The sequence below is a fragment of the Bradyrhizobium sp. Ghvi genome, from assembly GCF_900115265.1.
Taxonomy (GTDB): Bacteria; Pseudomonadota; Alphaproteobacteria; order Rhizobiales; family Xanthobacteraceae; genus Bradyrhizobium.
This window is the reverse complement of record NZ_FOVU01000023.1, coordinates 16218-38050: the sequence shown is the minus strand read 5'-3', so window position 1 is coordinate 38050 and position 21833 is coordinate 16218. Positions and strand designations below refer to the sequence as shown.

Below are 21833 nucleotides of genomic sequence, written 5' to 3'. Positions count from 1 at the left end.
TGTTTCGTTTGTCGTCCAAGCGCTTGCCGGCTGGAATAGCCGAAAAGTCCTCTACCTGGCCCCGGGAAGCAGATGTGTAACGTGCGAAGCGGTCGCCGGTTGCCGCCGGCATGTTGGGGAACTCAGGCCTCCAGGCGGCCGGAGACATGCGCATCAGCGGTACGACCTAGCCTCCGGTCGCGAAGCCGGGGAAGAGCATCATGCCGCCGTCGATGAACAGGGTCGCGCCCGTCACGTAGTCGGCAGCATCCGACACCAGCCAGGCGACCGCCTGCGCGATGTCGACTGGCTCTCCTATGCGCTTATAGGGGACCAAGGTCATCAGGGTTTCGTAGGCCTCTTTGGTCTCCCAGGCGGGCCGATTGATGGGGGTGCGAATGGCGCCCGGCGCAATCCCGTTGACACGAATGGCGAGCGGAGCCACCTCCTGGGCCACGCTTCGCATCATCTGCATGACGCCGCCTTTCGAGGCTGCATAATTCGCGTGTCCCGCCCAGGGTATCTCCTGGTGGACCGAGCTCATGCAGATAAGCTTGCCGGCCGCGGCGGAGACGTCCTTCACGACACCTCGCCTCTTGAATTCGCGGACGGCTTCCCTGGCGCAGAGAAACTGGCCGGTAAGGTTGACGCCGATGACCTTGTTCCATTGATCCAGGCTCATGTCGTGGAAGGGCGCATCCCGCTGCAGTCCAGCGTTGTTCACCACAATGTGCAGCGTCCCGAAGTGCTCGAGGGCTCTGGCGAACATCGACCGTACGTCTTCCTCACTGCTGACGTCCGCCTTGACCGTGATCGCCTTCCGGCCCAACGCTTCGATGCGGTGGGCCACGTCTTCAGCCGCTTGCGGATCCACGATGTAGTTGACGACAACGTCGGCGCCGGAGGCGGCAAGGCCGAGGGCGACAGCACGCCCGATCCCGGAGTTTGCGCCGGTGACGAGGGCAGGCTGGCCCTCTAGGACGACTGGAAAGCGAGTTGGTGGTCGAGGACGTTCGCCCGGGAGGGCTGGTGCCGCGGGGTCGGTAGTGATCTCTGCCATTGCCTTTCCTCCTAACCGGAGCTCGTCGCCTGATGTCCTTTGCTCGGGACTGCTTCTTTGCCTCCACGGTGCTCAGAGGGCTTCTCGCGATGCGTGAGGTTGTGCGCAGTATTCACTAGCGCGATGTGCGAAAAGGCTTGCGGGAAATTTCCGACGAGGCGTTGTCGTTTGATGTCGTACTCTTCCGAGAGTAGGCCAACGTCATTGCGCAGCGCCAGGAGGCGCTCGAACAATACCTTGGCATCCGCGTCACGGCCAACGAGGTGATACGCGTCTGCCAGCCAAAAGCTGCAGGCGAGGAACATGCCCTCTCCGGGCGGGAGGCCGTCCTTCGTCGCGCCGGTATCGTACCGCCGGACGAAGCCGTCCTGGAGCAGTTCCCGCTCGATCGCCTCGATGGTGGAGATGACGCGCTGATCATGCGGTGGCAAGAAACCGACCGCGGGGACCAGCAGCAGACTCGCATCGAGCTGCGGCTCGCGATACACCTGAACAAAACTCTGCCGCTGTTCATTGTATCCGTGCCGACAAACGTCTTCGTGGATGGCGGCGCGTTGTGCTTCCCACTCCTGTACCGGCCCATGCATGCCGAATTCGGTCGCCGATTTGATGGCCCGGTCGAAGGCCACCCACGCCATGATCTTCGAATAGGTGAAATGCTTTGCGCCGCCGCGGACCTCCCAAATGCCTTCGTCCGGTTCGGTCCAGATGCCTTTCAGATGATCGAGCAGGGCGCATTGAACCGCCCATGCACGCTTGTTCTCGTGAAGCCCGCCGCGGCGCGCCTGATAGAGAGCGTCCATCAACTCGCCGTAGACATCGAGCTGAAGCTGGGTGTGCGCCGCGTTTCCGATGCGCACGGGCTTCGAACCTTCATATCCCGAGAGCCACGGCACCTCCCACTCGGTCAGCCGGCGCTCGCCCGTGACCGCGTACATGATCTGAAGTTGCTTGGGACTTCCTGCAACGGCGCGGACGAGCCAATCTCGCCAGGCACGCGCCTCGTCGAAGTAGCCCGCTCCCATGAGGGCCAAGAGGGTCAGCGTGGCATCGCGCACCCAGCAGAACCGATAATCCCAGTTTCTTGGGCCGCCGATCTGCTCGGGAAGGGAGGTGGTCGCCGCGGCAACCATGCCGCCACTTGGGGCGAACGTCAGCGCCTTAAGGGTTATCAGCGACCGCAGAACCGCCTCCGAGTAGGCGCCTGCCGCTTCGCAGCGACTGGACCAATCGCGCCAGAAGCGCTCCGTTGCATCCAATAGGGCGCTTGGATCCTCGGCAGCCGCAGGCTCCTGGTACGAAATCTGATAGGAAAGAACGAAAGCGACGCGCTGGCCCTTCTTGACCGAAAACGAGTTGACCGTCTTCATGGACTCGCCGCGCATGGGCGCTTCGGTTCTGAGCAGCAGCATCGAGTCCCCCGCAACCAGACTGAGCGCCCCGTCTTCAATGCGGCTGACCCATGGCACGCTGACGCCATAGTCGAAGCGCGCGACCAGCTCGCTGCGCATGTCGACCTTGCCCTCAAGGCCCTCGACGATCCGCACGACCTTTGAAACGCCTGTCTTTGGAGGCATGAAATCGATGAGGCGGACGCGCCCCTGTTTGGTCGTGAAGACCGTCTCTAGGATCAGCGTCCCCGGCCGGTAGCGGCGCTCGCTTGGATCTTCATCGACCGGGCAAAGCTTCCAGTACCCATTGTGCTCGTTGCCGAGAAGCCGTCCGAAGCAGCTATCGGAATCGAAACGAGGGAGGCAGAGCCAATCGATCGACCCGTCGCGCCCAACCAGGGCTCCGGTCTCACAATCGCCGATCAACGCGTAGTCTTCGATCCGAGCCATTCAACTTACCCAGTCGGACCAATGGGCGTATCGCCCTTGGGTTCCGGCTGCGCGATTTCGGCGGCATAGACTTTCGGCGAAAGGCAGGTCCGACGTCAGGGGCGGCGGGTAGGTTGCTGTTTGGTCTGGTCATCCGCCTTCGCGCTTCCCGCGGCTCGTCCTTCGGTGCTGCCGCCCCCGGTTCCTTCGCTTCCCATCGTTGCTCCAGTTTTGTCCAACGGCTTCGTGCCGCCCGGCTGCAGTCCGGACGCAATCCCCGACGACCCGGTCTTGCGGTGCTGCGCGTTAGAAGATTGATCCCGCTTCATGGTCCGTCCTCCTCACAACGCCCCCTGTGTCAATCGCGGAGCGAAGGTATCGTTCAGTCAGAGTCGAGAGGTGGCGTTGCGTCATGTGCGGCGTGCCGCCTCACGCTCCGCCCCCAACCGTGCGAGGAGGAATGCATGCACCATCAACAAAGCGAGCAGCGCCTCTTCGCCGGCGGCAATGCCGTCGTCCGCAGGAACGAAAGGTAACGCGACGGAGTAGGTCACCTCAACTCATCGGTTTCTCGACCTGTCCAGCCGCAATCGTGCGAACGATAACGGTCACAGGACTGCAGGACGGTAGGTGGCTTCCGCACACCAACAAGGAATTCGTCCGGCGATGGCTCCGGAATGGGATCTCGCCGCAATTCGAAATCCTCCTCACGGACCATGCCGACGAGATGCCTCACCCGCTCCATGGCACGATTTGCCGTGAGTGGCGCAAGTCCGCGCCGCCGACCGCGGATTGCTGCCGCATTGCCGCGACCGTCATCCAGTCCCGCAACAATCCTCTGTCCTCCCTTGAAAAGGACGCCCGCTGTTTGAGATCGTCGAGGGTCTCTCCGGGATGGCAGCGCTCGTAATCATCCCGGATCAGTGATTCAAGCGTGGCCAGCTGCTCTTCGCTGGGATGGCTCAGATTGGCGTACGAATTTCTCATGGACGCCTGCTCCTGCCGAAGCATTTGCGATTGCGCCGCCGGGCATTAGCGCTGCAAATCGCGGCGAGCGGATTCTATTCTCGCACGCAATATCGGGAGCGGCCTCACGGCCGCTCCGCGACGTTCAGCTTGTTGCAGTCTGTCCGGCGAAACGAGGCGTCAGCTCCGGCCAGATGCCGCTCGGCGTCGAGGCCGGCGGCAGCAGGATGTCCGTCTTCATCGTTGCCGTCGCGGGCTGCCATTTCAGCCACGGCATCGTGTCGAGATAGGGGATCGGCGGCAGCGGCAGTCCGGTGAAGGCGCTCTGTGTCGCCTCGACTCCCCGCGGGCTTTCCACGCCGTAAGCACCGAAGGCGGTCAAGGACATCGCGCTGCCCATTGCCAAGGCGAGCAGGGCTCCCCGCAGTTTGTGGTTTGTCTCCGCCCGCGCGGAGAACGTATCGAGATGGCGCATCATCTATACTCCTCCAATCGTTCGAAAGCAGATCCAGCTGATGGTGACAAAGCTCAGGGAGAACATGAACCAATGGATCGCGTCCTGTCTCATCCTGAGCCGACGACGATAAGACCGGCTCATGCAAGACCTCCGTCTTGGAAGCGGTATTCTCCTCTCGTTGGGAGCCCGGCCGTGGCCGGCCGGGCTCTGTTGTTCAGAAGTCCATGGCGGGAGCGGTTGGAGCTGCCTCGGTCTTCTTCGGCTTCTCGGCCACGAGGGCCTCGGTGGTAATCAGAAGCGAAGCGATCGATGCTGCGTCCTGCAAGGCCGTACGAACAACCTTGGCAGGATCGATCACACCTGCTTTCACGAGGTCTTCGTACTCGCCGGTGGCTGCGTTGAATCCCCAATTGTAGCTCTGGTGCTCCAGAAGCTTGCCGACGACCAGTGAACCGTCCTCGCCGGCGTTCTGCACGATCTGGCGAGCCGGCACCTGGATTGCACGACGAATGATATCGATACCGGCTTTCTGATCGGCATTTGAGGTCTTAAGGCCGTCCAGCGCCTTGAGGGAACGGAGAAGCGCTACTCCGCCGCCGGGAAGAATGCCTTCCTCCACCGCCGCACGAGTCGCGTGCATGGCGTCGTCGACACGGTCCTTGCGCTCCTTGACCTCGACCTCTGTCGCGCCACCGACGCGGATCACCGCAACGCCTCCGGCAAGCTTGGCGAGGCGTTCCTGCAACTTTTCGCGATCATAGTCGGAGGTCGTTTCCTCGATCTGGACCCTGATCTGCTGAGCGCGCGCCTCGATATCCTTTTTGGCGCCCGCGCCGCCGACGATGGTGGTGTTGTCCTTGTCTATGACCACCTTCTTGGCGCGTCCGAGCATCTTCACCGTCACGTTTTCCAGCTTGATGCCCAGATCCTCGCTGATGACATTGCCGCCGGTCAGGATCGCGATGTCCTCGAGCATGGCCTTTCGCCGATCACCGAAGCCCGGCGCCTTGACGGCCGCGACCTTCAGTCCGCCACGCAATCTGTTGACGACCAGCGTCGCAAGCGCTTCACCTTCGATGTCCTCTGCGATGATCAGGAGCGGTTGACCGGATTGGACGACCTGCTCCAGCAGCGGCAGCATGGTCTGCAAGCCGGAGAGCTTCTTCTCGTGAATCAGAACGTAGGGATCGTCGAGCTCGACGCGCATTTTCTCGGCGTTGGTCACGAAGTATGGCGAGATGTAGCCGCGGTCGAACTGCATGCCCTCAACCACTTCTAGCTCGGTATGCAGGCTCTTGGCCTCCTCGACGGTGATCACGCCCTCGTTGCCCACCTTGTTCATCGCATCTGCGAGAAAACGCCCAATCTCGTTGTCTCCGTTGGCGGAGATTGTTCCGACCTGGGCGATCTCGTCATTGGCGGTGATTTTCTTGGCGTGGGATTTGAGATCGGCCACCATGGCCTCGACGGCGAGGTCAATGCCCCGCTTCAGGTCCATCGGGTTCATGCCGGCGGCGACGGATTTGGTACCCTCCCTGAAGATGGCCTGAGCGAGCACGGTCGCCGTGGTGGTGCCGTCGCCGGCCAGATCATTCGTCTTGGACGCAACCTCGCGCACCATGTGCGCGCCCATGTTCTCGAACTTGTCTTCCAGTTCGATCTCCTTGGCGACGGTCACGCCATCCTTGGTGATGCGTGGCGCACCGAACGATTTCTCGATGACGACGTTGCGACCCTTGGGACCGAGTGTGACTTTCACCGCGTTTGCCAGTGTGTCGACGCCCCGCAGCATGCGCTCTCGGGCCTCCGTTGCGAACTTCACGTCCTTGGCAGCCATTTTGATCTCTCCTTTCTTCTATGACTGTCAGCGCGCTAAGCTGCCTTCTTGAGGGTGGCTGCCTTGTCGACAACACCTAGAAGGTCGCTTTCCTTCATGATCAGGAATTCCTCACCGTCGATCTTGACCTCGGTGCCAGACCACTTTCCGAACAGGACAAAGTCACCTGGCTTGACGTCGAGTTGAACGAGCTGGCCCTGCTCGTTGCGTGCGCCGGCGCCAGTGGCGACGATCTCGCCCTGCTGCGGCTTCTCCTTTGCGGTGTCTGGAATGATGATGCCGCCGGCGGTCTTCTCTTCGGCGCCGAGGCGTCGCACGAGCACGCGATCGTGCAAGGGACGGAAATGCATGCACATCCTCCTTGGGTAGGTTCAGCGATGTCCAAAATCCGGGTCCGTAACGGCCCCCGGGCGAAAAGGACCTAGGCGCGAGGGAACCACTTTCAAGAGGGGAAAACGAATTTTTTCGGCTAGGCTGGCCCGTCCATGCGGGCGCGAGCTCGTCCATCGGAGGCCGGCCGCCAACGTCCGAAATCACTCGCCTTATGTTGAAAACCGGGGTCGTCAAACCAAGATCTTTTCTCGGCCGCAGAACATCTCTGCGCAGAAGATTGGAGCATCGTCGAAAGGAGGGTCATCAGAGATGCGGACGCTATTGGTACTTGCTGCTCTACTCGGGATGGCGGTTTCGCTGCAGGCCAAAGAAGTGGATTCGCCGCGAGCGGCGCGAAGTCCCGACGCCACCGCCAATCAGATTGTCAGCAATCAAAGTGGCCAGTCGCCAGGCAAGCCCGTAAAAACAAGGTCCGACGGCCGCAAGACCCATGATTTCTCGGCGGAGGCCATTGTACCCGACATCTGCACCGGCTGCTGATCCATCGATCAGCAGCCGGCGAGCGATTTTTCGTGTTCTGCTAAGCGCTTGCTGAAGCAGTCTCCAGATCCGGAAGGCGTGCGCAGATCATCGTCTTGATGCGCTTCAACGCACGCTGCTCGATCTGACGGATACGCTCACGAGAAATCCCGAAAGTATGAGCGAGATCGTCCAGCGTGCTTTGCTGTTCTGCCATGTAACGCGCTTCGACGATGGTGCGTTCTCGCGGAGAAAGCGCATTCAGCGCCTCGGAGAGTGCGATCCTCTGCCGTTCACGGTCTCCGCTCTCCATGAGCAGGGTCTCAGGATCAGAAGATGAATCGGCGAGCCTGTCCTGCCACTGCTCGCCTTCTTCGCTGAGCTGAACGTTCAGCGTCATGTCGCCACGGATCCGCCCGTTCATCTCGACGACGTCGGTTTCCCTGACCTGAAGGTGCTCGGAGATCTGCTTCACCTGCTCCGGCGAAAGCTCGCCTTCATCCGGCGCACCAAGGCGTTTCTTCAGCTTTCGGAGGTTGAAGAATAGCTTTTTCTGCGCCGCGGTTGTGCCGAGCTTGACGAGCGACCATGATCGCAGCACGAACTCCTGCACCGACGCCTTGATCCACCACGCGGCATAGGTCGCCAGGCGAAATCCCTTTTCAGGGTCGAACCGTTTGACGGCCAGCATCAATCCGACATTGGCTTCGGAGATGAGGTCGGCGATCGGCAGTCCGTAGCGCCGATATTTCAGGGCGATCTTGGCAGCCAATCGCAAATGGCTCGTCACCAAACGATAGGCCGCTTCGCGATCCCCGAACTCCCGAAGGCGCCTTGCATACATCACTTCTTCGGATGCATCGAGCAGCGGGAAGCTTCTGATCTCCTGCAGATAGCGGGATAACCCGGCCTCCGAATGGATGGCAGGAAGGGCAGACTTGATTGACATGACTTGCCCTCCTTCAGACGCCATCCCTGAGCCCGAACGGGCTGCCAAAGGGAAGGTCTCGTCGCGAGAGCCTCGCGGGAGGCGTGAGACCGGTGGACTGCAAAGTGAAGAGACAGTTGGCCTTCATATCCAAATCCTCCATGGAGCAAAATGGTACGAACCGCCGTGTCCTCCGGCTTGGCTGGGCCCTAAGGGCACCCACGACAACCCCGGCCGGCGGCGCCAAAAGAACCGCCAAGCCAATGGGTTGTTCCCTCTATCAATTAGCCAGCTCGTCGGAAGCCAAGCTGCCTGAGCCCGATGCTGCGGGGGAGGAGCCCGACGCTCGGGGCTTACTGACCCGCCTGGCTCCTCGATCCACGTGAAGTGCGAATCCGCTTGTCCCTGGTGCCTCGAGCCCGGCGCGGAGTTGCATGCTTGGGATCAGGTAATCACCATCATTCTGCCGCCGGTAGGGAATGGGCGCGGTGGTCGCGAGCGCGCGCATCCGCTCTCGCAGTCCTTCGGCAATCGGCGCAAAGCCGCCATCGTCGAGCCGATCCACGCGATAGACCACGAAAGGCGGCAGGACGTCATAGCCTGGATAGTAGAGAATCCCGTGATTGATGGGGAATAGCAGGTCGTCGATGGGCCCATTGACGCCGCGAGCCGAGTAGTGCTCCACCCAGCCGCCGGCGGTCACGACCAGCATTGCGCGCTTGCCCTTCAACGTTCCGTCGCCATAGCGATCGCCCCATCGCTTGTCGCTGTGTTCGCCGACCCCGTAAGCAAAGCCGTAGGCAAACACCCGGTCCACCCAGCCCTTGAGGATCGCCGGCATCGAAAACCACCACAGCGGAAACTGCAGAATCAGGACATCCGCCCACAACAGCTTTTCAATCTCGGCTTTTACGTCGCCGGTCAACGTGTGGGCCTCGAAGGCCTGCTTGGAGGCTGCGGCCGGCTTCAGCCGTTCAGCTTGCCCCAGCGACGGAAAGTCCCCTCGATCGATCTCTGATTTCCACCCCTGGGCGTAGAGATCTGACACCTGTACGTCGTGGCCGAGCCGCTTGAGCTCCGTGACCGAGACGTCCAGCAGCGCACCGTTCAGCGAGCGCGGCTCCGGGTGGGCGAAGACAATCAAGACTCTCATGACAGCACCTCCTGATCAGTGACGTCGATGAGGTGGCACGCGAAGCCGCGACGCGGTAGATGTCAGCAATGGATAGGATTGTGCCGAAAAATGGATAAATCAGAAATCTCCCTCGAGCGCATGCGCAGCTTCGTCCGGGTCGCGGAGCGGGGCAATCTGTCTGCGGTCGCGCGCGAGCTCGGTGTCGGTCAGTCGACCATCACGCGGCATTTGCGCGAGCTGGAGGAAGCGATCGGCGTGCCCTTGCTGAGCAGGACCACGCGCCGCGTGGCAGTGACCGAAGAGGGCGCGCGCTACTACCGCAACTGCGTCCAGATCCTCCGCATGGTTGACCAGGCAAGCGAGGAGGCCCGCAGCGCGCGCGGCGCGCCCGAAGGGACGGTGCGCATCTCCTGCACCGCGGCTTTCGCTGTGCTGCACGTCAGCCGTTTCCTGTTCGCCTTCCAGGATCGCTACCCTGACATCATGGTTGATTTGAGCCTCACTGACGAGCGTATCGACCTTGTGCGTGAGGGCGTTGACATCGCCATCCGGCTCGGGCCACCTGGTGATAGCTCGATGAAGTTGAAGTCTCTCGGCCAGTCCCGGCGAGTGCTGGTTGCCGCTCCACAATATCTCGCCGCGCGCGGCAAGCCGACGCGCCCGCAAGATTTGGCACGTCATGAGGGTGTCAGGATGTCGAACATCGCCGGCAGCGATCTGCTCGTGCTCCACGGGCGCCGCGGCGGCCGGCACGTGGTGCCGTTCCGGGGGCGCTTGCGTGTTGATCATGGACTTGCCGCACGCGAGGCACTCGCGGCCGGACGGGGCATCGCGCCTGCGCATCTCTGGCTCGTGGAGGATCTCCTTGCCGTCAACAAGCTCGAAATGGTGCTGCCCGAATTCTCGCCGCCTCCCGTTCCGCTCAACATGCTGATCGTTCCCGAGCGGTCAGGCATCGCCCGGGTGCGCCTGCTGATCGACTATCTCGCGGCGCAGATCGCGCGGACGCCGGGCCTCGAAAAGCAGGGCATCGGTGGCCGGACGTGACCGGTCAGTCTCTTGCAGCTTTCGAACGCCACGGCAGTGATGTTCGCCGGGGTAAATTGCGGGAGGGCAAACGGATTCCGTGTTCTGGAACTGAGGCACGAATGCTGACGTTCTCTCCTCGATCAACGGGGTTACGCGGGAGATGACCGAACACGATCAACTCTGCCGCCCGGCCGCCCAGCAAAACCGCCATCTTGTTTTCGAGTTCCTACTTGGTCATCAGGAAGCGATCCTCGATCGGCCGTTGGATGGTGTAGCCGAGCGCGCCGACACCCCTCGGAATGATTGAGACTTTGTGCACCGGATCCACGCCGGGCAATGAGAGCGCGACCAGCGCATGCCCCATTTCCTGAAAGGCGACGATCTCCCGTTCCTTGGGATTGAGCATCGATTGCGCTTTTCCAGGCCGGCGACCATGCGCTCGACGGCATTGTTGAAGTCGCTCATGCTGACGGAATTGCCGCCGCGTCGCGTCGCCAGGAGCGCCGCCTCATTGACCAGATTGGCGAGATCGGCGCCGGTGAAACCCGGTGTCAAGGCCGCGTCGGCTGCGATCTGCACCTTCTTCATGTGAACCTTGAGAATCTCGATGCGGCCTTTCTTGTCAGGCCGATCAACCAGGACCTGCCGATCGAAACGGCCGGCCCGCAGCAGAGCGGGATCGAGGATTTCCGGCCGGTTGGTCGCGGCTAGGATGACAAGGCCTGAGCGGGAGTCGAAGCCGTCGAGCTCGACCAGGAGCTGGTTGAGCGTCTGTTCCTTCTCGTCGTGCCCGCCTGCAAAGGGGCCGATGCCTCGGGCCCGGCCCAGCGCGTCGAGCTCATCAATGAAGATGATCGCAGGCACCTTTTCGTGGGCCTGCTGGAACAGATCCCGCACGCGCGCGGCCCCGACGCCGACGAACCTTTCGACGAACTCCGAGCCCGAGATCGACGTTGAACCGGATTTCTTGGTCATGTTGAAAGCTCGAGCATGTCTCCGGAACAACCGGAGAGAACGAGCTTGATTTCAGCAGGGGACGGCGCGCTACTCTGTTGCCTCCTTGAAAGACCAGTTGCGTCCCTGGGAGGCTTGACAAAAGGCCCGGCGGAGACCGGGCCTTCGTCTCATCACCAGCCGTACCAGAAGGGATAAGCCGGCCGATAGTAGCGAACCACCCGATACGGAGGGCCGTAATAGTAGGGCGGTGGGCCATAGACCGGTCCATAATAGACCGGGGGTGCCGTGGCAGCAGCCAGTGTTCCGGCGAACAATCCGAGAGCAAGCCCGGGACCAATTCCCGGTCCACCCCAGCCGTGGTGATGCCAATGGGCCGAAGCCGGCGCAACCGATCCAACGAGGAGCGTTGCCGCCGCTACAACTGCAAGAGCAAGCTTTCTCATGTCATGTCCTCAACTCAGTCTTATGCGCGATGCGCTAGTCTCCGATATGATGCTCCACTTAGCCGAAGCTCGGTTCGGCTAAGCATTGAATTAGAACCGGCCGGGGCGACTTCAAGTGATTGGTTGCCGGAGTATGCGGGTGATTGCCCCCGAAACTGCGATGTCAGGCCCGCTCGCGCGAGGGCCGCACGTTACCGCAAGCGAGCCTAATCCAGGCATTAACCATCTCCCTTTTGGGGACAAAAAATCACGTCGCGCTCCTTGAAACCTTTTGTCGGCTTCCAAATTTTTTCGTCGTCGCCGGGAGGCTTTCGGGGTCTCGAGACCAGGACGGGCGCCGGCGGTATCCGGAGCCTGCCCGTACCCATCTGCTCCAAGGAGGATTTGGATATGAGTTATGATTGGACTCCCGTCTGGAGGTCGACCATCGGGTTCGACCGCATTTTCGACGCTCTCGGCGAGGTCCAGCGGACCGCTGAAGAGACCTATCCCCCACAACATCGAACGTCTCGATGATAACCGCTTCCAAATCACAGTAGCGCTCGCCGGCTTTGCGCCGGAGGAGATCTCGCTGACGAGCGAGCAGAACGTCCTGACCCTCGAAGGCGCAAGTCCGAAACGGAAGGCAAGTTCTTCCTGCATCGCGGCATCTCGACGCGAAACTTCAAGCGTCAGTTCGCCTTGGCCGACTACATCGGGGTCAAGGGTGCCCGCTTCGAGAACGGGCTGCTGCTCATCGACCTGCAGCGGGAAATTCCGGAGCCGATGAAGCCGCGGCGGATCGCCATTAAATGGCCCTCGCCAAGCAACGTGACTCAGATCGGATCCAAGGCCGCCTGACGATCAGGCGAGCCATGAGCAGCCGCGCGTTTCCCGCGCGGCGCCTTCATTCATCAGCGAAATAGTGCAGCGATGCGGCCGAAGTCGCGCCGGAGGAGGGACATGCAGCTCATCGAAACTTCGAGGGACAGCGTCGAAGCGTTCAAGGAGGATTTGGCGACCAAGCTGCAGGAGCAGATAGCCGTGTGGAAGACGCGCGCACGCGTGTATGGACGCGCACGCCCGCCGGCGTGGTGGTAGAGCTCCGATTCCGCCAAAGAGCGGAAGCTTAAGACGATCGCATGCCATTTCTTGAGCGGCTCGTTAGAGGCGAGGCGCTGGAGGCGGCCAAGGATTCGGCTATCAACTTGGCCGTGACCCGCGGGCGTTGGGACCCCCTGCCGACATGCCTGGACGGATCAACTAGTCGCGACCGGCGGCGACCGCTAGCTCCCCCTCGAGGGAGAGATCGCGAGCCGGTGCCATTAGGCGGCTTGGGAGAGCGAGCGCCTCTTGCGGCGGAGATATCGCGTCATCTCAGAGAGGGTCAACGTATTCAGTACTCTGTCGGCAGGGACGCCGCCCTTGCGGGCCATCTCGACGCCCCAGTGCATGTGGTCGAGCTCAGCAATTGAGTGCGCGTCGGGATTGATGCTCAGCGTGCAGCCAAATTCCAGCGCCGCCTGATGCCAACGCCAGTCCAGGTCGAGCCGCCATGGGTGGGCGTTGATCTCGACCACGACGTCGTGCTTGGCGCAGGCCCGCAGCACCTTCTCCACGTCGATCTCGTAGCCTGGCCGCCGCTGCAGCTGCCGCCCGGTCATGTGGCCGATGATCGTTGTGTAAGGATGGGAAATCGCCCGAAGCAGGCGCTGCGTCTGCGCCTTGCGATCTAGCTTGAACCGGCCGTGGATGCTGGCGACGACGAAGTCGAAACGTTCAAGCACGTCGTCGTCGTAGTCGAGCGACCCGTCCGCCAGAATGTCGGACTCGATCCCTTTCAGGATCCGGAAATCCTTGCCGAACCGCTTGTTCAGCCGGTCGGCTTCCCGGTGCTGCTGCGCGATCTCCTCCACCGACAGACCTCCCGCATAATGCGCAGATTTGGAATGGTCGGCGACCCCGAAATACTCGAACCCGCGCTGGCGCGTCGCCTTCGCCATCCTCTCCAGGGTCTCTGTCCCGTCGGAGGCATCCGTGTGGCAGTGCAGGATTCCGCGGAGGTCGTCGTCGGTGACGAGCTTCGGCAACTTACCCTTCAGAGCCAGCTCGACCTCGCCGTGCCCCTCCCGGAGCTCGGGATCGATGAAGGGTAGCCCGAGAGCCTCGTAGATGCTGGCCTCCTCGCCGGCAACCAGTGTCCGGCCCTTGTGCAGGCCGTCAGCGTCCAACCGCATGCCCTTCTCGTCGGCCAAGGCTTGGAGCTGCTGGATGTGAGCGGCGGAGCCGGTGGCGAAGAGAAGGGCGGCGCCGAAATGCTTGCGGTCGGAAACGCGGACCTGCAGTCCACCGGCCGATGGCACTGACATCTTGTCTGATTTGGCAGCCTCGGCAACGATCGCGAGGTCGCCGACGAGTTCGCAGCCCCGACGGAAATCGCCGGCGATCGTCACGCGCTTGAGCTCTGGCCGGGCCCTCCGGATGGACTCCTTCGCATGCGCGAGCAGAGCGGCGGCACGGTGCAGGTGCAGGCGGCCTTCTCCACTCTTTGCGATGGCCAGGTTCTGCAGGATCTTGGTCTGCAGCGCGGCGCCGAGTCCTTTCGCCTTCTTAATGCGGTCGTCCTTGGCGGCGGCTTCTAATTCCACGAGCGACGCGATGCCGAGATCCTTATAAAGGCGCAGCACCTTCTCCGGACGAAGGCCCGGCACAGCAAGCATCTCGAGCACGCCCTCGGGAATCTCCTTCCGCAGCTTTTCGAGGCTCGGATGACTGCCCGTCTTGTGGAGTTTGGTGATGATGTCGGCGATCGCATCGCCGACCCCGGGGATCTCAGTCAACCGGTCTTCGGCGATGAGCACGTCCAGAGGAACTGCGAGAGCCGCCAGACTGTCGGCGGCTCTCGAATAGGCCTTCGCCCGGTAGGGATTGCCGCCGCGCAAGGCGGTGCGCTGCGCGTACTCTCGCAGGAGATTTGCCACACCGCGAGCGTCGAGCGAAGGCATTCAGCGAGCCTCCCGGTCCGCGCTTTGCAGCCCAGCCTGAGCAAGGCGACCGCAGGGGGGGTCGCTTGGCCGGCGTTCGAGAGAGCTCTCGAGCCTCTGGGCTGCTCGGAAGTCCTCGAGGTGCTGGACATTGGGGCCATAGGCAGCCTCCTTCTTGAGGAGATTGTAGATCCGGCCGGCCACCAGCTGCAGATGCTTCATCCTTCCTCGCGGCATGGCCCTCGCTTTGCAGAGAGCTCGGACTGCGTAGGCCCGGAAGTAATCGAATGCGTCTGACATGATGTCAGTAACGCCGGCTCTCGCCGGGAGTTCGATGGGCACCACGAAAGACCGGATTGGCCCTTTGGCACCGGTAGCAGCCTGGCGCTGCGGACTAGCGAGGCCATTGGAACTCCTCTCCGCCTTCGAATTTGCGAGACTCATTGAGTAAGGTAGGTAGACTGCCCGCCACGCGAACATAGGAGCGGTGGCTCTCAGTCTGGGCAAATCTAGTCCGCCGTGATCCGAGCTGCGCGGCTCTTCGCAAGTGAAGTAGAACCGTTAAGCCCAAAGATACCAAGGACCTTTACGCGTCGTTCGACACTCGTGCCCTAGCCTATTGATCGGCTGGGGACATTCTCGATGGGCCTACTCTCGCGGACGCTTGGCGCCTTCTCCATCGGCAGTACGACCGACCCGCTCGGTCGTTCGCTGCTCGTGGAACAATTCCGCGTGCTGCGGAAGCAGGTGCCGGTTCTTTACGCGGTGCTGCTGATCGACAGCATCAGCGTAGGGCTCGTGCTCCCGTCCACGGTATCGCCATGGCTGCGATTTGCGCTGCCGGCGGCGCTGCTCGCGGTGTGTCTTGTCCGGCTGATCCAATGGCTGCGCTTGAGCTGCGCCGAGTTCACCCCTGAAGAGGCCTTCCGTCAACTCGCCAGAACCCGCCTCGTGGCAGTCGTGCTCAATGCCGGATTCGTGCTCTGGATTCTGGCGCTGTTCGCGGTCGTCGAGCCCGAGCTCCGCGCGCCGGTGGCACTGCTCGTCTTCATGGGCTGTGTCGGCACCGCGTACTGCCTAGGCAGTTTTCCGCCGGCATCCCTGCTGACGATGCTTATCGCCGGGGCGCCAATCGCGACGGTACTGCTGGTTTCCGGCGACGGGATGATGATCTCGCTTGGGATCAATCTACTGCTGCTGCTCGTCCTGCTCGGACGGATGATCAACACCAACTTCCGTTCCTTCGTCCAATTGGTCCGGACCCACGGCAGGCTGGCCGAAGAGGGCGAGCGCGCGAGGGCCGCGGAGCAGACCGCGACGGACTTCGCCGAGCGCTTCGATACGGCGCTGAACAACATGTCCCACGGACTTTGCTTGTTCGACGAGGATCAGCGCCTGATCGTCTGCAACCGCCAGTATCTGGAGATCTACGATCTCGATCCCGAGCTGGTCCAGCCGGGCATGAGGTTGAACGACATCGTCGATCTTCGCTATTCGGTCGGCAGCGCTCCGAAGATGTCGAAGCAGGACTATCTGGTCTGGCGCAACAGCGCCCCGGTCATCGCCCAGCAATCGGACACCACGGTCGAGTTGACCAACGGGCGCATCGTCCGCATTCGGCACCGGCCTATGGAAGGCAACGGCTGGGTCGCGACCCACGAGGATATCACGGAGCGTCACCGGACCGAGGCCGCGCTCGCCGAGGCCAAGGCCGCCGCGGAGCACGCCGAGGCCTCGGCGCGCGCCGCGCACACCCATCTCACGGAGGCGCTCGACGTCGTCCCCGAAGGGCTCGCGGTCTTCGACAAAGACGACCGGCTGGTGCTTTGGAATCGGCAGTACGCGGAGTTCTACGCGGCCAGCGGGGAGGCCCTTGCGATCGGGACGCCATTCGAAAGCATTCTCCGGGTCGGACTGTTCCAAGGACAGTACCCCGAAGCGATGGGCCAAGAGGAAGAGTGGCTCGCCGAACGCATGGCGCGCCATGCATTGCCCCGACATTCTCACGAACAGCGTCTGGCCGGCGACCGCTGGGTCCGCGTCGAGGAGAGACGGACCGTCGACGGCGGAAGCATCGGGGTGCGGATCGATATTACCGACCTGAAGCGGCGCGAGGCGTCGTTCCGCCTTCTTTTCGAGGAGAACCCGCTTCCGATGTGGGTGGCGGACGCGAAGACGCGGCAACTGATCGCCGTGAACGGAGCCATGTGCCGCCACTACGGCTATCGGCGTGAGGAGCTCCTCACCATGACCGAGGAGCAGCTCGGATGGGGAGAGCCGGGCGACGGGTCCGAACGCGATTTCGAGCTGCAGAGGACCGCATCCGGTGAGGTGATCCAGGTCGCGATCGAGTCGCGGCCGCTCCTCTACGACGGTCGCGCCGCCCACGTCAGCGTCGCCTTCGACGTCACCGAGCGCAACCGGACTCAGGAGAAGATCGGCTATCTCGCCTGCCACGACGCGCTGACCGAATTGCCGAACAGGACCGCGTTCGATCGGCATCTGGTCGACGCGATCGACCGGGCACTTGTCACCGGCAACGGCTTCGCCGTGCTCTGCATCGATCTCGACCATTTCAAGGAGATCAACGACCAGTTCGGCCACGCAGTCGGCGACGCCGTGCTGCGGGAAGCCTCGCGCCGCCTGCAGGAAGCCGCGCAAGGGTCGTACGTGGCGCGAATCGGCGGCGACGAGTTCATCGGCATCACCGACCATTTGCCGTTGCTCGCCAGCGCGGAACTGTTGGCGACTAGAATGCGCGCCGCCTTCGAACGTCCGATCGAGGTCGAGGGTCGGCCCCTGAAGGTCGATCTATGCATCGGCCTGGCCTCATTTCCGAGGGACGCGCAAGATGCCGTCTCGCTGCTCGCGAACGCCGATGCTGCACTTTACCGTGCCAAGCACGAAGGCAGAGGCGCGATCCGCCTGTTCACGAGCGCCATGGACCAGCAGATTCGCGAGCGGCGCGCCCTCGAACATGACCTGCGGTTCGCCGTCGAGCGCGGCGAACTTTATCTCGAGTACCAGCCGCAGCAGCACCGGGAAGGCCACATCGCGGGATACGAGGCGCTCGTTCGCTGGCGACATCCCGTCCGCGGCATCGTCGCTCCCGGGGAATTCATCCCGATCGCGGAGCGCAGCGGCTCGATCGCGCACATCGACGACTGGGTGCTGATGGAAGCATGCCGGGAAGCCGCCTCGTGGGATCAGCCCGTCAGGGTGGCGGTGAACGTCTCGGCGGCGCAGTTCCGCCGCGACAACCTCGATGTGCAGGTCCGCAAGGCGCTGCAGCAGAGCGGGCTTGCGGCCTCACGCCTCGAGCTTGAGATCACCGAAGGCGTCTTCATCGAGGACATTTTGCGCGCCAAGAAGGCGATGCAGGCGCTCAAGAACCTCGGCATACGGATCGCGCTGGACGACTTCGGAACGGGCTATTCCTCCTTGTCGTACATCGAGGCCTTTCCTCTGGACCGGATCAAGATCGATCGGTCCTTCGTCGCCTCGCTCGGGCAGAGCGAGCGGTCATTGGCCGTCGTCCGGGCGGTGATCGGCCTCGCCCATGGGCTCGGCGTGCCAGTGCTCGCGGAGGGGATCGAGACCGACGCCCAGATGTCGCTTCTCCGGCAAGAGGGGTGCGACGAGATGCAGGGATACCTGATCGGCCGGCCTCGAAGTTTGGTCCTGAAGAGAGGCGAGACGCTCCGGCTCCGAGCAGTTTCCTGAAGGCCGCCCCCGGGCGCGGAGCCGGGGCGCCAGCGCCAAGGTGCAGCATGGGTTGCCGGATCGGTTGGCCGGAAGAAGGCGCGCAAGAGCCGCAGCGTTCGAGGCTTCCGATTGAGCTTCGCTCGAGATCTGGCCGAGGCGACTACTTTGTTCTGGCGAACGATGCACCGAATCTGCTTGATTCGCTTCTGCTTGGCCACTTGGCCACGAGCCGACGCACGATACTGGCCTGAGCGGGCTGCCTCTGATCGGTTGCACGTCGAGGCTAGGTAGCGGCTATGGGTGAGATAAGCGGCGCCAAAGCTTAGGCGCGCCATGCAAGTTGATGGGTGTGGCCCCATTGTTTCCGAAGGAAGCAATGGATATTAGCTCAGCCGGTCGCCCGCGGGCTAAGCAGTCTTCGCGCCTCCATATTCACTCATGCCGGCCGAAAATGCCGTCTCTTTTAGCAGCGCTGGCTGCGATCTTGTCCCATTCTCGAGCGAGGCGCAGCCAGCCTTCTTTGTCCTCTTCCCTTGCGGCCTGTTCGTCCATACGGCGACACTCCTCAGCCCTTCTTTGAAACTATCAGCGTCAGACAAAGCCACGGCAACTCCTCGCCAGCATTAACTTGCGAGGATTGACTCGCGTTCCGATGCGTCGTCCAGCGTGGTAGCACCAGGTAGAGCCCATATCAGAAAGGGGATTGGCAACAAACTCGCGTTCTGAGCGTTTAGGCTCGTTCGATCATAGTCAGAGGCTGGACATGGAAGACGCTTTAGCCACCATCCGCACGGGCCGATCCGCACTCCCGTGGGTGATTGTTGCTCTCGTGGTGTTTGCTGCCGGTGCAAGCTTGTTTTGGATGAACAACAAAATCGCGGCGCTCGGGGCCGCCAAAGCGCGTACTCAGGAAGTGAACGGTGATGATACGCGGAGAGCCGTAGCCGCCATCCGACAAAGGCTAATCGAAGTTCAGAAGGGCCAAACAGCCTTGACGGACCAAGTGACCGATTTTCAGCGCAGGATTGCCGCAGAGCAAGGAGAGCGCAAACTTCTCTCCGACCAGCTGGGCTCGATCAGTGAGCGACTAGATGCTCTCTCTTCATCGAGTGCTGATGCGAACCAAATTCCACAGCAGCCTCAAAGGAACGGGCGAAGCAAGCGGTAGGCGACTGTACCCAGCATGATCCTAAGAAGAAGGCCCGCCATTCCGTGCTGGCGGGCGACTTGTTTGTTTACGGTGATTGAAGAAGCCCCGGGCGCTTCTCGACCGCTCGTTTAGCGCTGATGTCCCAGACCAATTCCAAGGTTGCGCGCCTTCTGCCTCAACGAGCCCTCGGATCGCTTCATCCTCTTTGATAGCTTGGCTACCGGGGTGCGGGCTTTAGAATGAGCTTTGAGCAATTTGACGTCGTCCTTCGTGTACTCTTTGCGCTTGCTCTTCGTCGTTTTTGCCACTTGATCTTCTCCAACGTGATCACGCGCGGGTTAGAGTGACCATGCGAATGCGTCAAGCAGAGGTGGGCTCCCTTGCCCATCAAATCTTGTGAATCCTAGGTCCCTATCTGCGCTGGCAAAGTCCGATTACGCTTCGATCAAGAACGAATTGCATCGATCGCGTGAGCGATCAAAATCGCTGCGCCCGCCGCAATCACAATGACGAAAATCCAAGTAATGATCGCGTCCATGCTCAGACTGAACGCGCCGATCCATGCATAGTCAAAAACGATCGTGCCGCATCACGCAATTTCAGCTCCGGCTGAGGATTCTCGGCAACAAGTGCGATCGGTGTTGGCCTTATCGCCCGAGTGCCAAGATGAGCAGCAGGCCGAAACGCTCCACCTGGTGAAGAGGTGGGGGCGTCACTGTCTGAGCGTCGCTACCTATTCAATCCTCAGGCCATCACGCAGCCTCGTGAATCACATTATGCTACCGGCCTGAAACAAACCTAGGCGATAGCGCAGTTCCTCGTGAATGTCGCACCTCGGTTACAGCATTCGGCCATGGTCGCTGCTAGGGATCTGCGATCCAGAGGAGGTCCAGCGTGTCAACAGATGGTGCTCAAAGCCCCGATCGGGACGAAATCCGCGCCAAGGTTGTGCCAGGTTACACCGGTTTCCACCTTCGTCCCTCCAGTCTCAATGATGCGAAGTCGGAACAAGCGGCGGATGGTTCCACTGCCTATTACTTTCCGGAGAGGTGGAGTTGGGGGCCGCCTAGGTCGTCCAAGTTTTGGTAAAAATCCTTTGCTCGCCACGAACCAGTCTTGGCGTCGCATCCGAAATGAAAAGGGACCGCCAACAAAGCGTCCTTACCCTGTCCGCTTGTTAAGATCTTCGCCGTAGCATCGACCTATCATTTTTGACAGGTGCGGCCCACCCGGGCAGGGGCGCATGATCGCCCCAACGGGAAGGGCTATCGGTGTGCAGCGATATCAATTTCTGATCATTCACATTGGGCAATTACAGGCCGATGATGTGGGCGAGCAATCTAGCTCGCTGATTTAGCGGATGACTACGGCACCCGCGTCGCTCGGAACATCGGCAGCGATCCCGAGTACAATCGCGTTAACGGCACGATCGTTATTGTTGTCGACGGGGACGGTTCAGAGATCGAGCGGCACGTGGCTGTTGTCCCTGCTTCCGCGAAATCGAAACTGGACTGAGGATGAACGGCGCGGCAGACTCTGGGGCGACCTTCGTGCGGTCTTCATCTGGTTTAAGGCTCTGAGCGCGCTCGATTGCCGTCCTTGGGGCCTCCGATGTGTTGCAAACGGTCTAGCAACGCCGTCGGAAGATACTGTCACCGAGGTGCTATCGGCTGATCATCGCGTGGCAGATGGATCTCACCAATCGTTTCACTGTGCAACACTTGATCACGTTTCGCCGGTTCTCGCTGGCGGGCCGACATGCTGGGCAGCATCAGCGATCGGTGCCCGCCGATTCAGTCAAACTCCGCTGCTACAAGATCGGCGGGATTCTTTTGGGCTAGCCGTCTCGGCACGCAATGCCGAAGCTGTCGCAGGTGAGCGCGAAAACCTCTTTGGCCTTCGCATCTTCGAAACAGAAGCGTGTGCCGACTTGGGCCCGATCTGTCCACCAGACGGTTTGCGCACCTTTTGCGATGCGGGACGCTTCACCCCTTAGGAGGTCAAGTTGCTTTCCAGCTGCGTGGACGATGAGGCAATGTTCGTCAGTCATCAGGTCTCCGAGAAAGTGACAGTTGCACAAGATGCAAAGCCGCAGTCTCGCGACAGACTGCGGCCGGCGCATGCCAAAATCCGGGTGAAAACATCTAAGTGAAATATGCAGCCGGCCCGGTGAGGAGCAGCCTACAACAGGTACGCCGCAACGCAATGTTATCTAGCATACAGTTGGATGCGTATTTAATGGGACAGATAGTGAGGGAAGGCCGCCGGTTCACGCCGGCGGGTTTTTCTTTGGATCTAGTGATGAGCCACGAAGGCGGCCATGCTAAATGCGACGACGCAGGCAGCAGCCAATGAGCAGAGGGTTATCACGATCTCCTTGGGCATGGTGGCCTCCTAATCACAGCCTCCTACGTCTCAATGACGTACGAGCCTGGATCTCATGCCGATCAACATTGTGTAGGCAAGTCGACGCCAAATCAGGTTCATCAGGACTAGCATGGTGCATCCCCGTGTCTGATGCCGGCAACTTACGCCCTTTTCCGTTTCTGGAC

The 21833-nt window shown here is 61.5% G+C and carries 18 protein-coding genes and 2 pseudogenes; 6 read left to right on the top strand and 14 right to left on the bottom strand.

Features of this window, described 5'->3' with window-relative positions; genetic code table 11:
• Nucleotides 1-166: 166 nt before the first annotated feature.
• The 7 genes from BM374_RS36325 to groES all read right to left on the bottom strand — a co-directional run bounded on the left by BM374_RS36325 (nt 167) and on the right by groES (nt 6469).
• Nucleotides 167-1039, bottom strand: a complete 873-nt coding sequence (locus tag BM374_RS36325; protein ID WP_092303607.1) for an SDR family oxidoreductase — start codon at nt 1037-1039, stop codon at nt 167-169.
• Nucleotides 1040-1050: 11 nt separating this feature from the next.
• Complete coding sequence (locus tag BM374_RS36320) at nt 1051-2880, bottom strand: glycoside hydrolase family 15 protein (protein WP_092303605.1); 1830 nt, start codon at nt 2878-2880, stop codon at nt 1051-1053.
• Nucleotides 2881-3269: 389 nt separating this feature from the next.
• Nucleotides 3270-3413: a hypothetical protein gene (locus tag BM374_RS39110; protein ID WP_177248786.1), complete on the bottom strand. Its 144-nt coding sequence runs from the start codon at nt 3411-3413 to the stop codon at nt 3270-3272.
• 178 nt (nt 3414-3591) lie between these two features.
• Entirely contained in the window at nt 3592-3846 is a 255-nt protein-coding gene (locus tag BM374_RS36315) for a hypothetical protein (protein WP_092303627.1), read from the bottom strand.
• A gap of 124 nt (nt 3847-3970) precedes the next feature.
• A complete protein-coding gene (locus tag BM374_RS36310; protein ID WP_092303603.1) occupies nt 3971-4303 on the bottom strand; it encodes a hypothetical protein in 333 nt (110 codons plus the stop codon).
• Between the two features lie 193 nt (nt 4304-4496).
• The gene (gene groL / locus BM374_RS36305) at nt 4497-6119 is read right to left on the bottom strand and encodes a chaperonin GroEL (RefSeq protein ID WP_092303601.1); all 1623 of its coding nucleotides are present in this window, start codon (nt 6117-6119) and stop codon (nt 4497-4499) included.
• A gap of 35 nt (nt 6120-6154) precedes the next feature.
• On the bottom strand, nt 6155-6469 hold the full coding sequence (gene groES, locus BM374_RS36300; RefSeq protein WP_177248785.1) for a co-chaperone GroES: 315 nt from the start codon (nt 6467-6469) through the stop codon (nt 6155-6157).
• Nucleotides 6470-6761: 292 nt separating this feature from the next.
• Here groES and BM374_RS36295 point away from each other — a divergent pair, with 292 nt between their 5' ends.
• The gene (locus tag BM374_RS36295) at nt 6762-6992 is read left to right on the top strand and encodes a hypothetical protein (protein WP_143270338.1); all 231 of its coding nucleotides are present in this window, start codon (nt 6762-6764) and stop codon (nt 6990-6992) included.
• A gap of 40 nt (nt 6993-7032) precedes the next feature.
• On the opposite strand, the gene rpoH is transcribed toward BM374_RS36295, so the two are convergent.
• Nucleotides 7033-7944: an RNA polymerase sigma factor RpoH gene (gene rpoH / locus BM374_RS36290; RefSeq protein ID WP_092303595.1), complete on the bottom strand. Its 912-nt coding sequence runs from the start codon at nt 7942-7944 to the stop codon at nt 7033-7035.
• Between the two features lie 235 nt (nt 7945-8179).
• The gene (locus BM374_RS36285; protein WP_092303593.1) at nt 8180-9052 is read right to left on the bottom strand and encodes an NAD(P)H-dependent oxidoreductase; all 873 of its coding nucleotides are present in this window, start codon (nt 9050-9052) and stop codon (nt 8180-8182) included.
• Nucleotides 9053-9142: 90 nt separating this feature from the next.
• On the opposite strand from BM374_RS36285, the gene BM374_RS36280 reads away from it, so the two are divergent.
• On the top strand, nt 9143-10081 hold the full coding sequence (locus tag BM374_RS36280) for a LysR family transcriptional regulator (protein ID WP_092303591.1): 939 nt from the start codon (nt 9143-9145) through the stop codon (nt 10079-10081).
• A gap of 135 nt (nt 10082-10216) precedes the next feature.
• Here the strand turns inward: BM374_RS36280 and BM374_RS36275 are convergent.
• Nucleotides 10217-11014, bottom strand: a pseudogene (locus BM374_RS36275) (AAA family ATPase); the annotation flags it as partial.
• Nucleotides 11015-11190: 176 nt separating this feature from the next.
• Nucleotides 11191-11463: a hypothetical protein gene (locus tag BM374_RS36270; protein ID WP_092303589.1), complete on the bottom strand. Its 273-nt coding sequence runs from the start codon at nt 11461-11463 to the stop codon at nt 11191-11193.
• 397 nt (nt 11464-11860) lie between these two features.
• Here BM374_RS36270 and BM374_RS36265 point away from each other — a divergent pair.
• Nucleotides 11861-12303: pseudogene (locus BM374_RS36265) on the top strand (Hsp20 family protein).
• Between the two features lie 102 nt (nt 12304-12405).
• Nucleotides 12406-12543 carry a hypothetical protein gene (locus tag BM374_RS39105; RefSeq protein ID WP_177248784.1) on the top strand — a complete coding sequence of 46 codons (138 nt, stop codon included), beginning with the start codon at nt 12406-12408 and terminating at the stop codon, nt 12541-12543.
• A gap of 224 nt (nt 12544-12767) precedes the next feature.
• Here the strand turns inward: BM374_RS39105 and BM374_RS36260 are convergent, their stop codons facing one another.
• Nucleotides 12768-14447 (bottom strand): DNA polymerase/3'-5' exonuclease PolX, encoded by a 1680-nt coding sequence (locus BM374_RS36260; RefSeq protein ID WP_092303587.1) that lies wholly within the window; start codon nt 14445-14447, stop codon nt 12768-12770.
• A gap of 621 nt (nt 14448-15068) precedes the next feature.
• Here BM374_RS36260 and BM374_RS36250 point away from each other — a divergent pair.
• Both BM374_RS36250 and BM374_RS36245 read left to right on the top strand, forming a co-directional pair.
• The gene (locus tag BM374_RS36250; protein WP_092303585.1) at nt 15069-18149 is read left to right on the top strand and encodes an EAL domain-containing protein; all 3081 of its coding nucleotides are present in this window, start codon (nt 15069-15071) and stop codon (nt 18147-18149) included.
• Nucleotides 18150-18894: 745 nt separating this feature from the next.
• Nucleotides 18895-19299, top strand: a complete 405-nt coding sequence (locus BM374_RS36245; protein ID WP_092303583.1) for a hypothetical protein — start codon at nt 18895-18897, stop codon at nt 19297-19299.
• Nucleotides 19300-19409: 110 nt separating this feature from the next.
• Here the strand turns inward: BM374_RS36245 and BM374_RS39745 are convergent, their stop codons facing one another.
• Complete coding sequence (locus BM374_RS39745; protein ID WP_092303581.1) at nt 19410-19589, bottom strand: hypothetical protein; 180 nt, start codon at nt 19587-19589, stop codon at nt 19410-19412.
• Between the two features lie 1529 nt (nt 19590-21118).
• Entirely contained in the window at nt 21119-21331 is a 213-nt protein-coding gene (locus BM374_RS36230) for a hypothetical protein (protein WP_092303623.1), read from the bottom strand.
• Nucleotides 21332-21833: the final 502 nt, after the last annotated feature.

What these genes read in the sequence shown, in the direction of transcription:
- BM374_RS36325 (WP_092303607.1), bottom strand. Translation starts at nt 1,039, where the DNA reads ATGGCAGAGATCACTACCGACCCCGCGGCACCAGCCCTCCCGGGCGAA.
- BM374_RS36320 (WP_092303605.1), bottom strand. Translation starts at nt 2,880, where the DNA reads ATGGCTCGGATCGAAGACTACGCGTTGATCGGCGATTGTGAGACCGGA.
- BM374_RS36315 (WP_092303627.1), bottom strand. Translation starts at nt 3,846, where the DNA reads ATGAGAAATTCGTACGCCAATCTGAGCCATCCCAGCGAAGAGCAGCTG.
- BM374_RS36310 (WP_092303603.1), bottom strand. Translation starts at nt 4,303, where the DNA reads ATGATGCGCCATCTCGATACGTTCTCCGCGCGGGCGGAGACAAACCAC.
- groL (WP_092303601.1), bottom strand. Translation starts at nt 6,119, where the DNA reads ATGGCTGCCAAGGACGTGAAGTTCGCAACGGAGGCCCGAGAGCGCATG.
- groES (WP_177248785.1), bottom strand. Translation starts at nt 6,469, where the DNA reads ATGCATTTCCGTCCCTTGCACGATCGCGTGCTCGTGCGACGCCTCGGC.
- BM374_RS36295 (WP_143270338.1), top strand. Translation starts at nt 6,762, where the DNA reads ATGCGGACGCTATTGGTACTTGCTGCTCTACTCGGGATGGCGGTTTCG.
- rpoH (WP_092303595.1), bottom strand. Translation starts at nt 7,944, where the DNA reads ATGGCGTCTGAAGGAGGGCAAGTCATGTCAATCAAGTCTGCCCTTCCT.
- BM374_RS36285 (WP_092303593.1), bottom strand. Translation starts at nt 9,052, where the DNA reads ATGAGAGTCTTGATTGTCTTCGCCCACCCGGAGCCGCGCTCGCTGAAC.
- BM374_RS36280 (WP_092303591.1), top strand. Translation starts at nt 9,143, where the DNA reads ATGGATAAATCAGAAATCTCCCTCGAGCGCATGCGCAGCTTCGTCCGG.
- BM374_RS36270 (WP_092303589.1), bottom strand. Translation starts at nt 11,463, where the DNA reads ATGAGAAAGCTTGCTCTTGCAGTTGTAGCGGCGGCAACGCTCCTCGTT.
- BM374_RS39105 (WP_177248784.1), top strand. Translation starts at nt 12,406, where the DNA reads ATGCAGCTCATCGAAACTTCGAGGGACAGCGTCGAAGCGTTCAAGGAG.
- BM374_RS36260 (WP_092303587.1), bottom strand. Translation starts at nt 14,447, where the DNA reads ATGCCTTCGCTCGACGCTCGCGGTGTGGCAAATCTCCTGCGAGAGTAC.
- BM374_RS36250 (WP_092303585.1), top strand. Translation starts at nt 15,069, where the DNA reads ATGGGCCTACTCTCGCGGACGCTTGGCGCCTTCTCCATCGGCAGTACG.
- BM374_RS36245 (WP_092303583.1), top strand. Translation starts at nt 18,895, where the DNA reads ATGGAAGACGCTTTAGCCACCATCCGCACGGGCCGATCCGCACTCCCG.
- BM374_RS36230 (WP_092303623.1), bottom strand. Translation starts at nt 21,331, where the DNA reads ATGACTGACGAACATTGCCTCATCGTCCACGCAGCTGGAAAGCAACTT.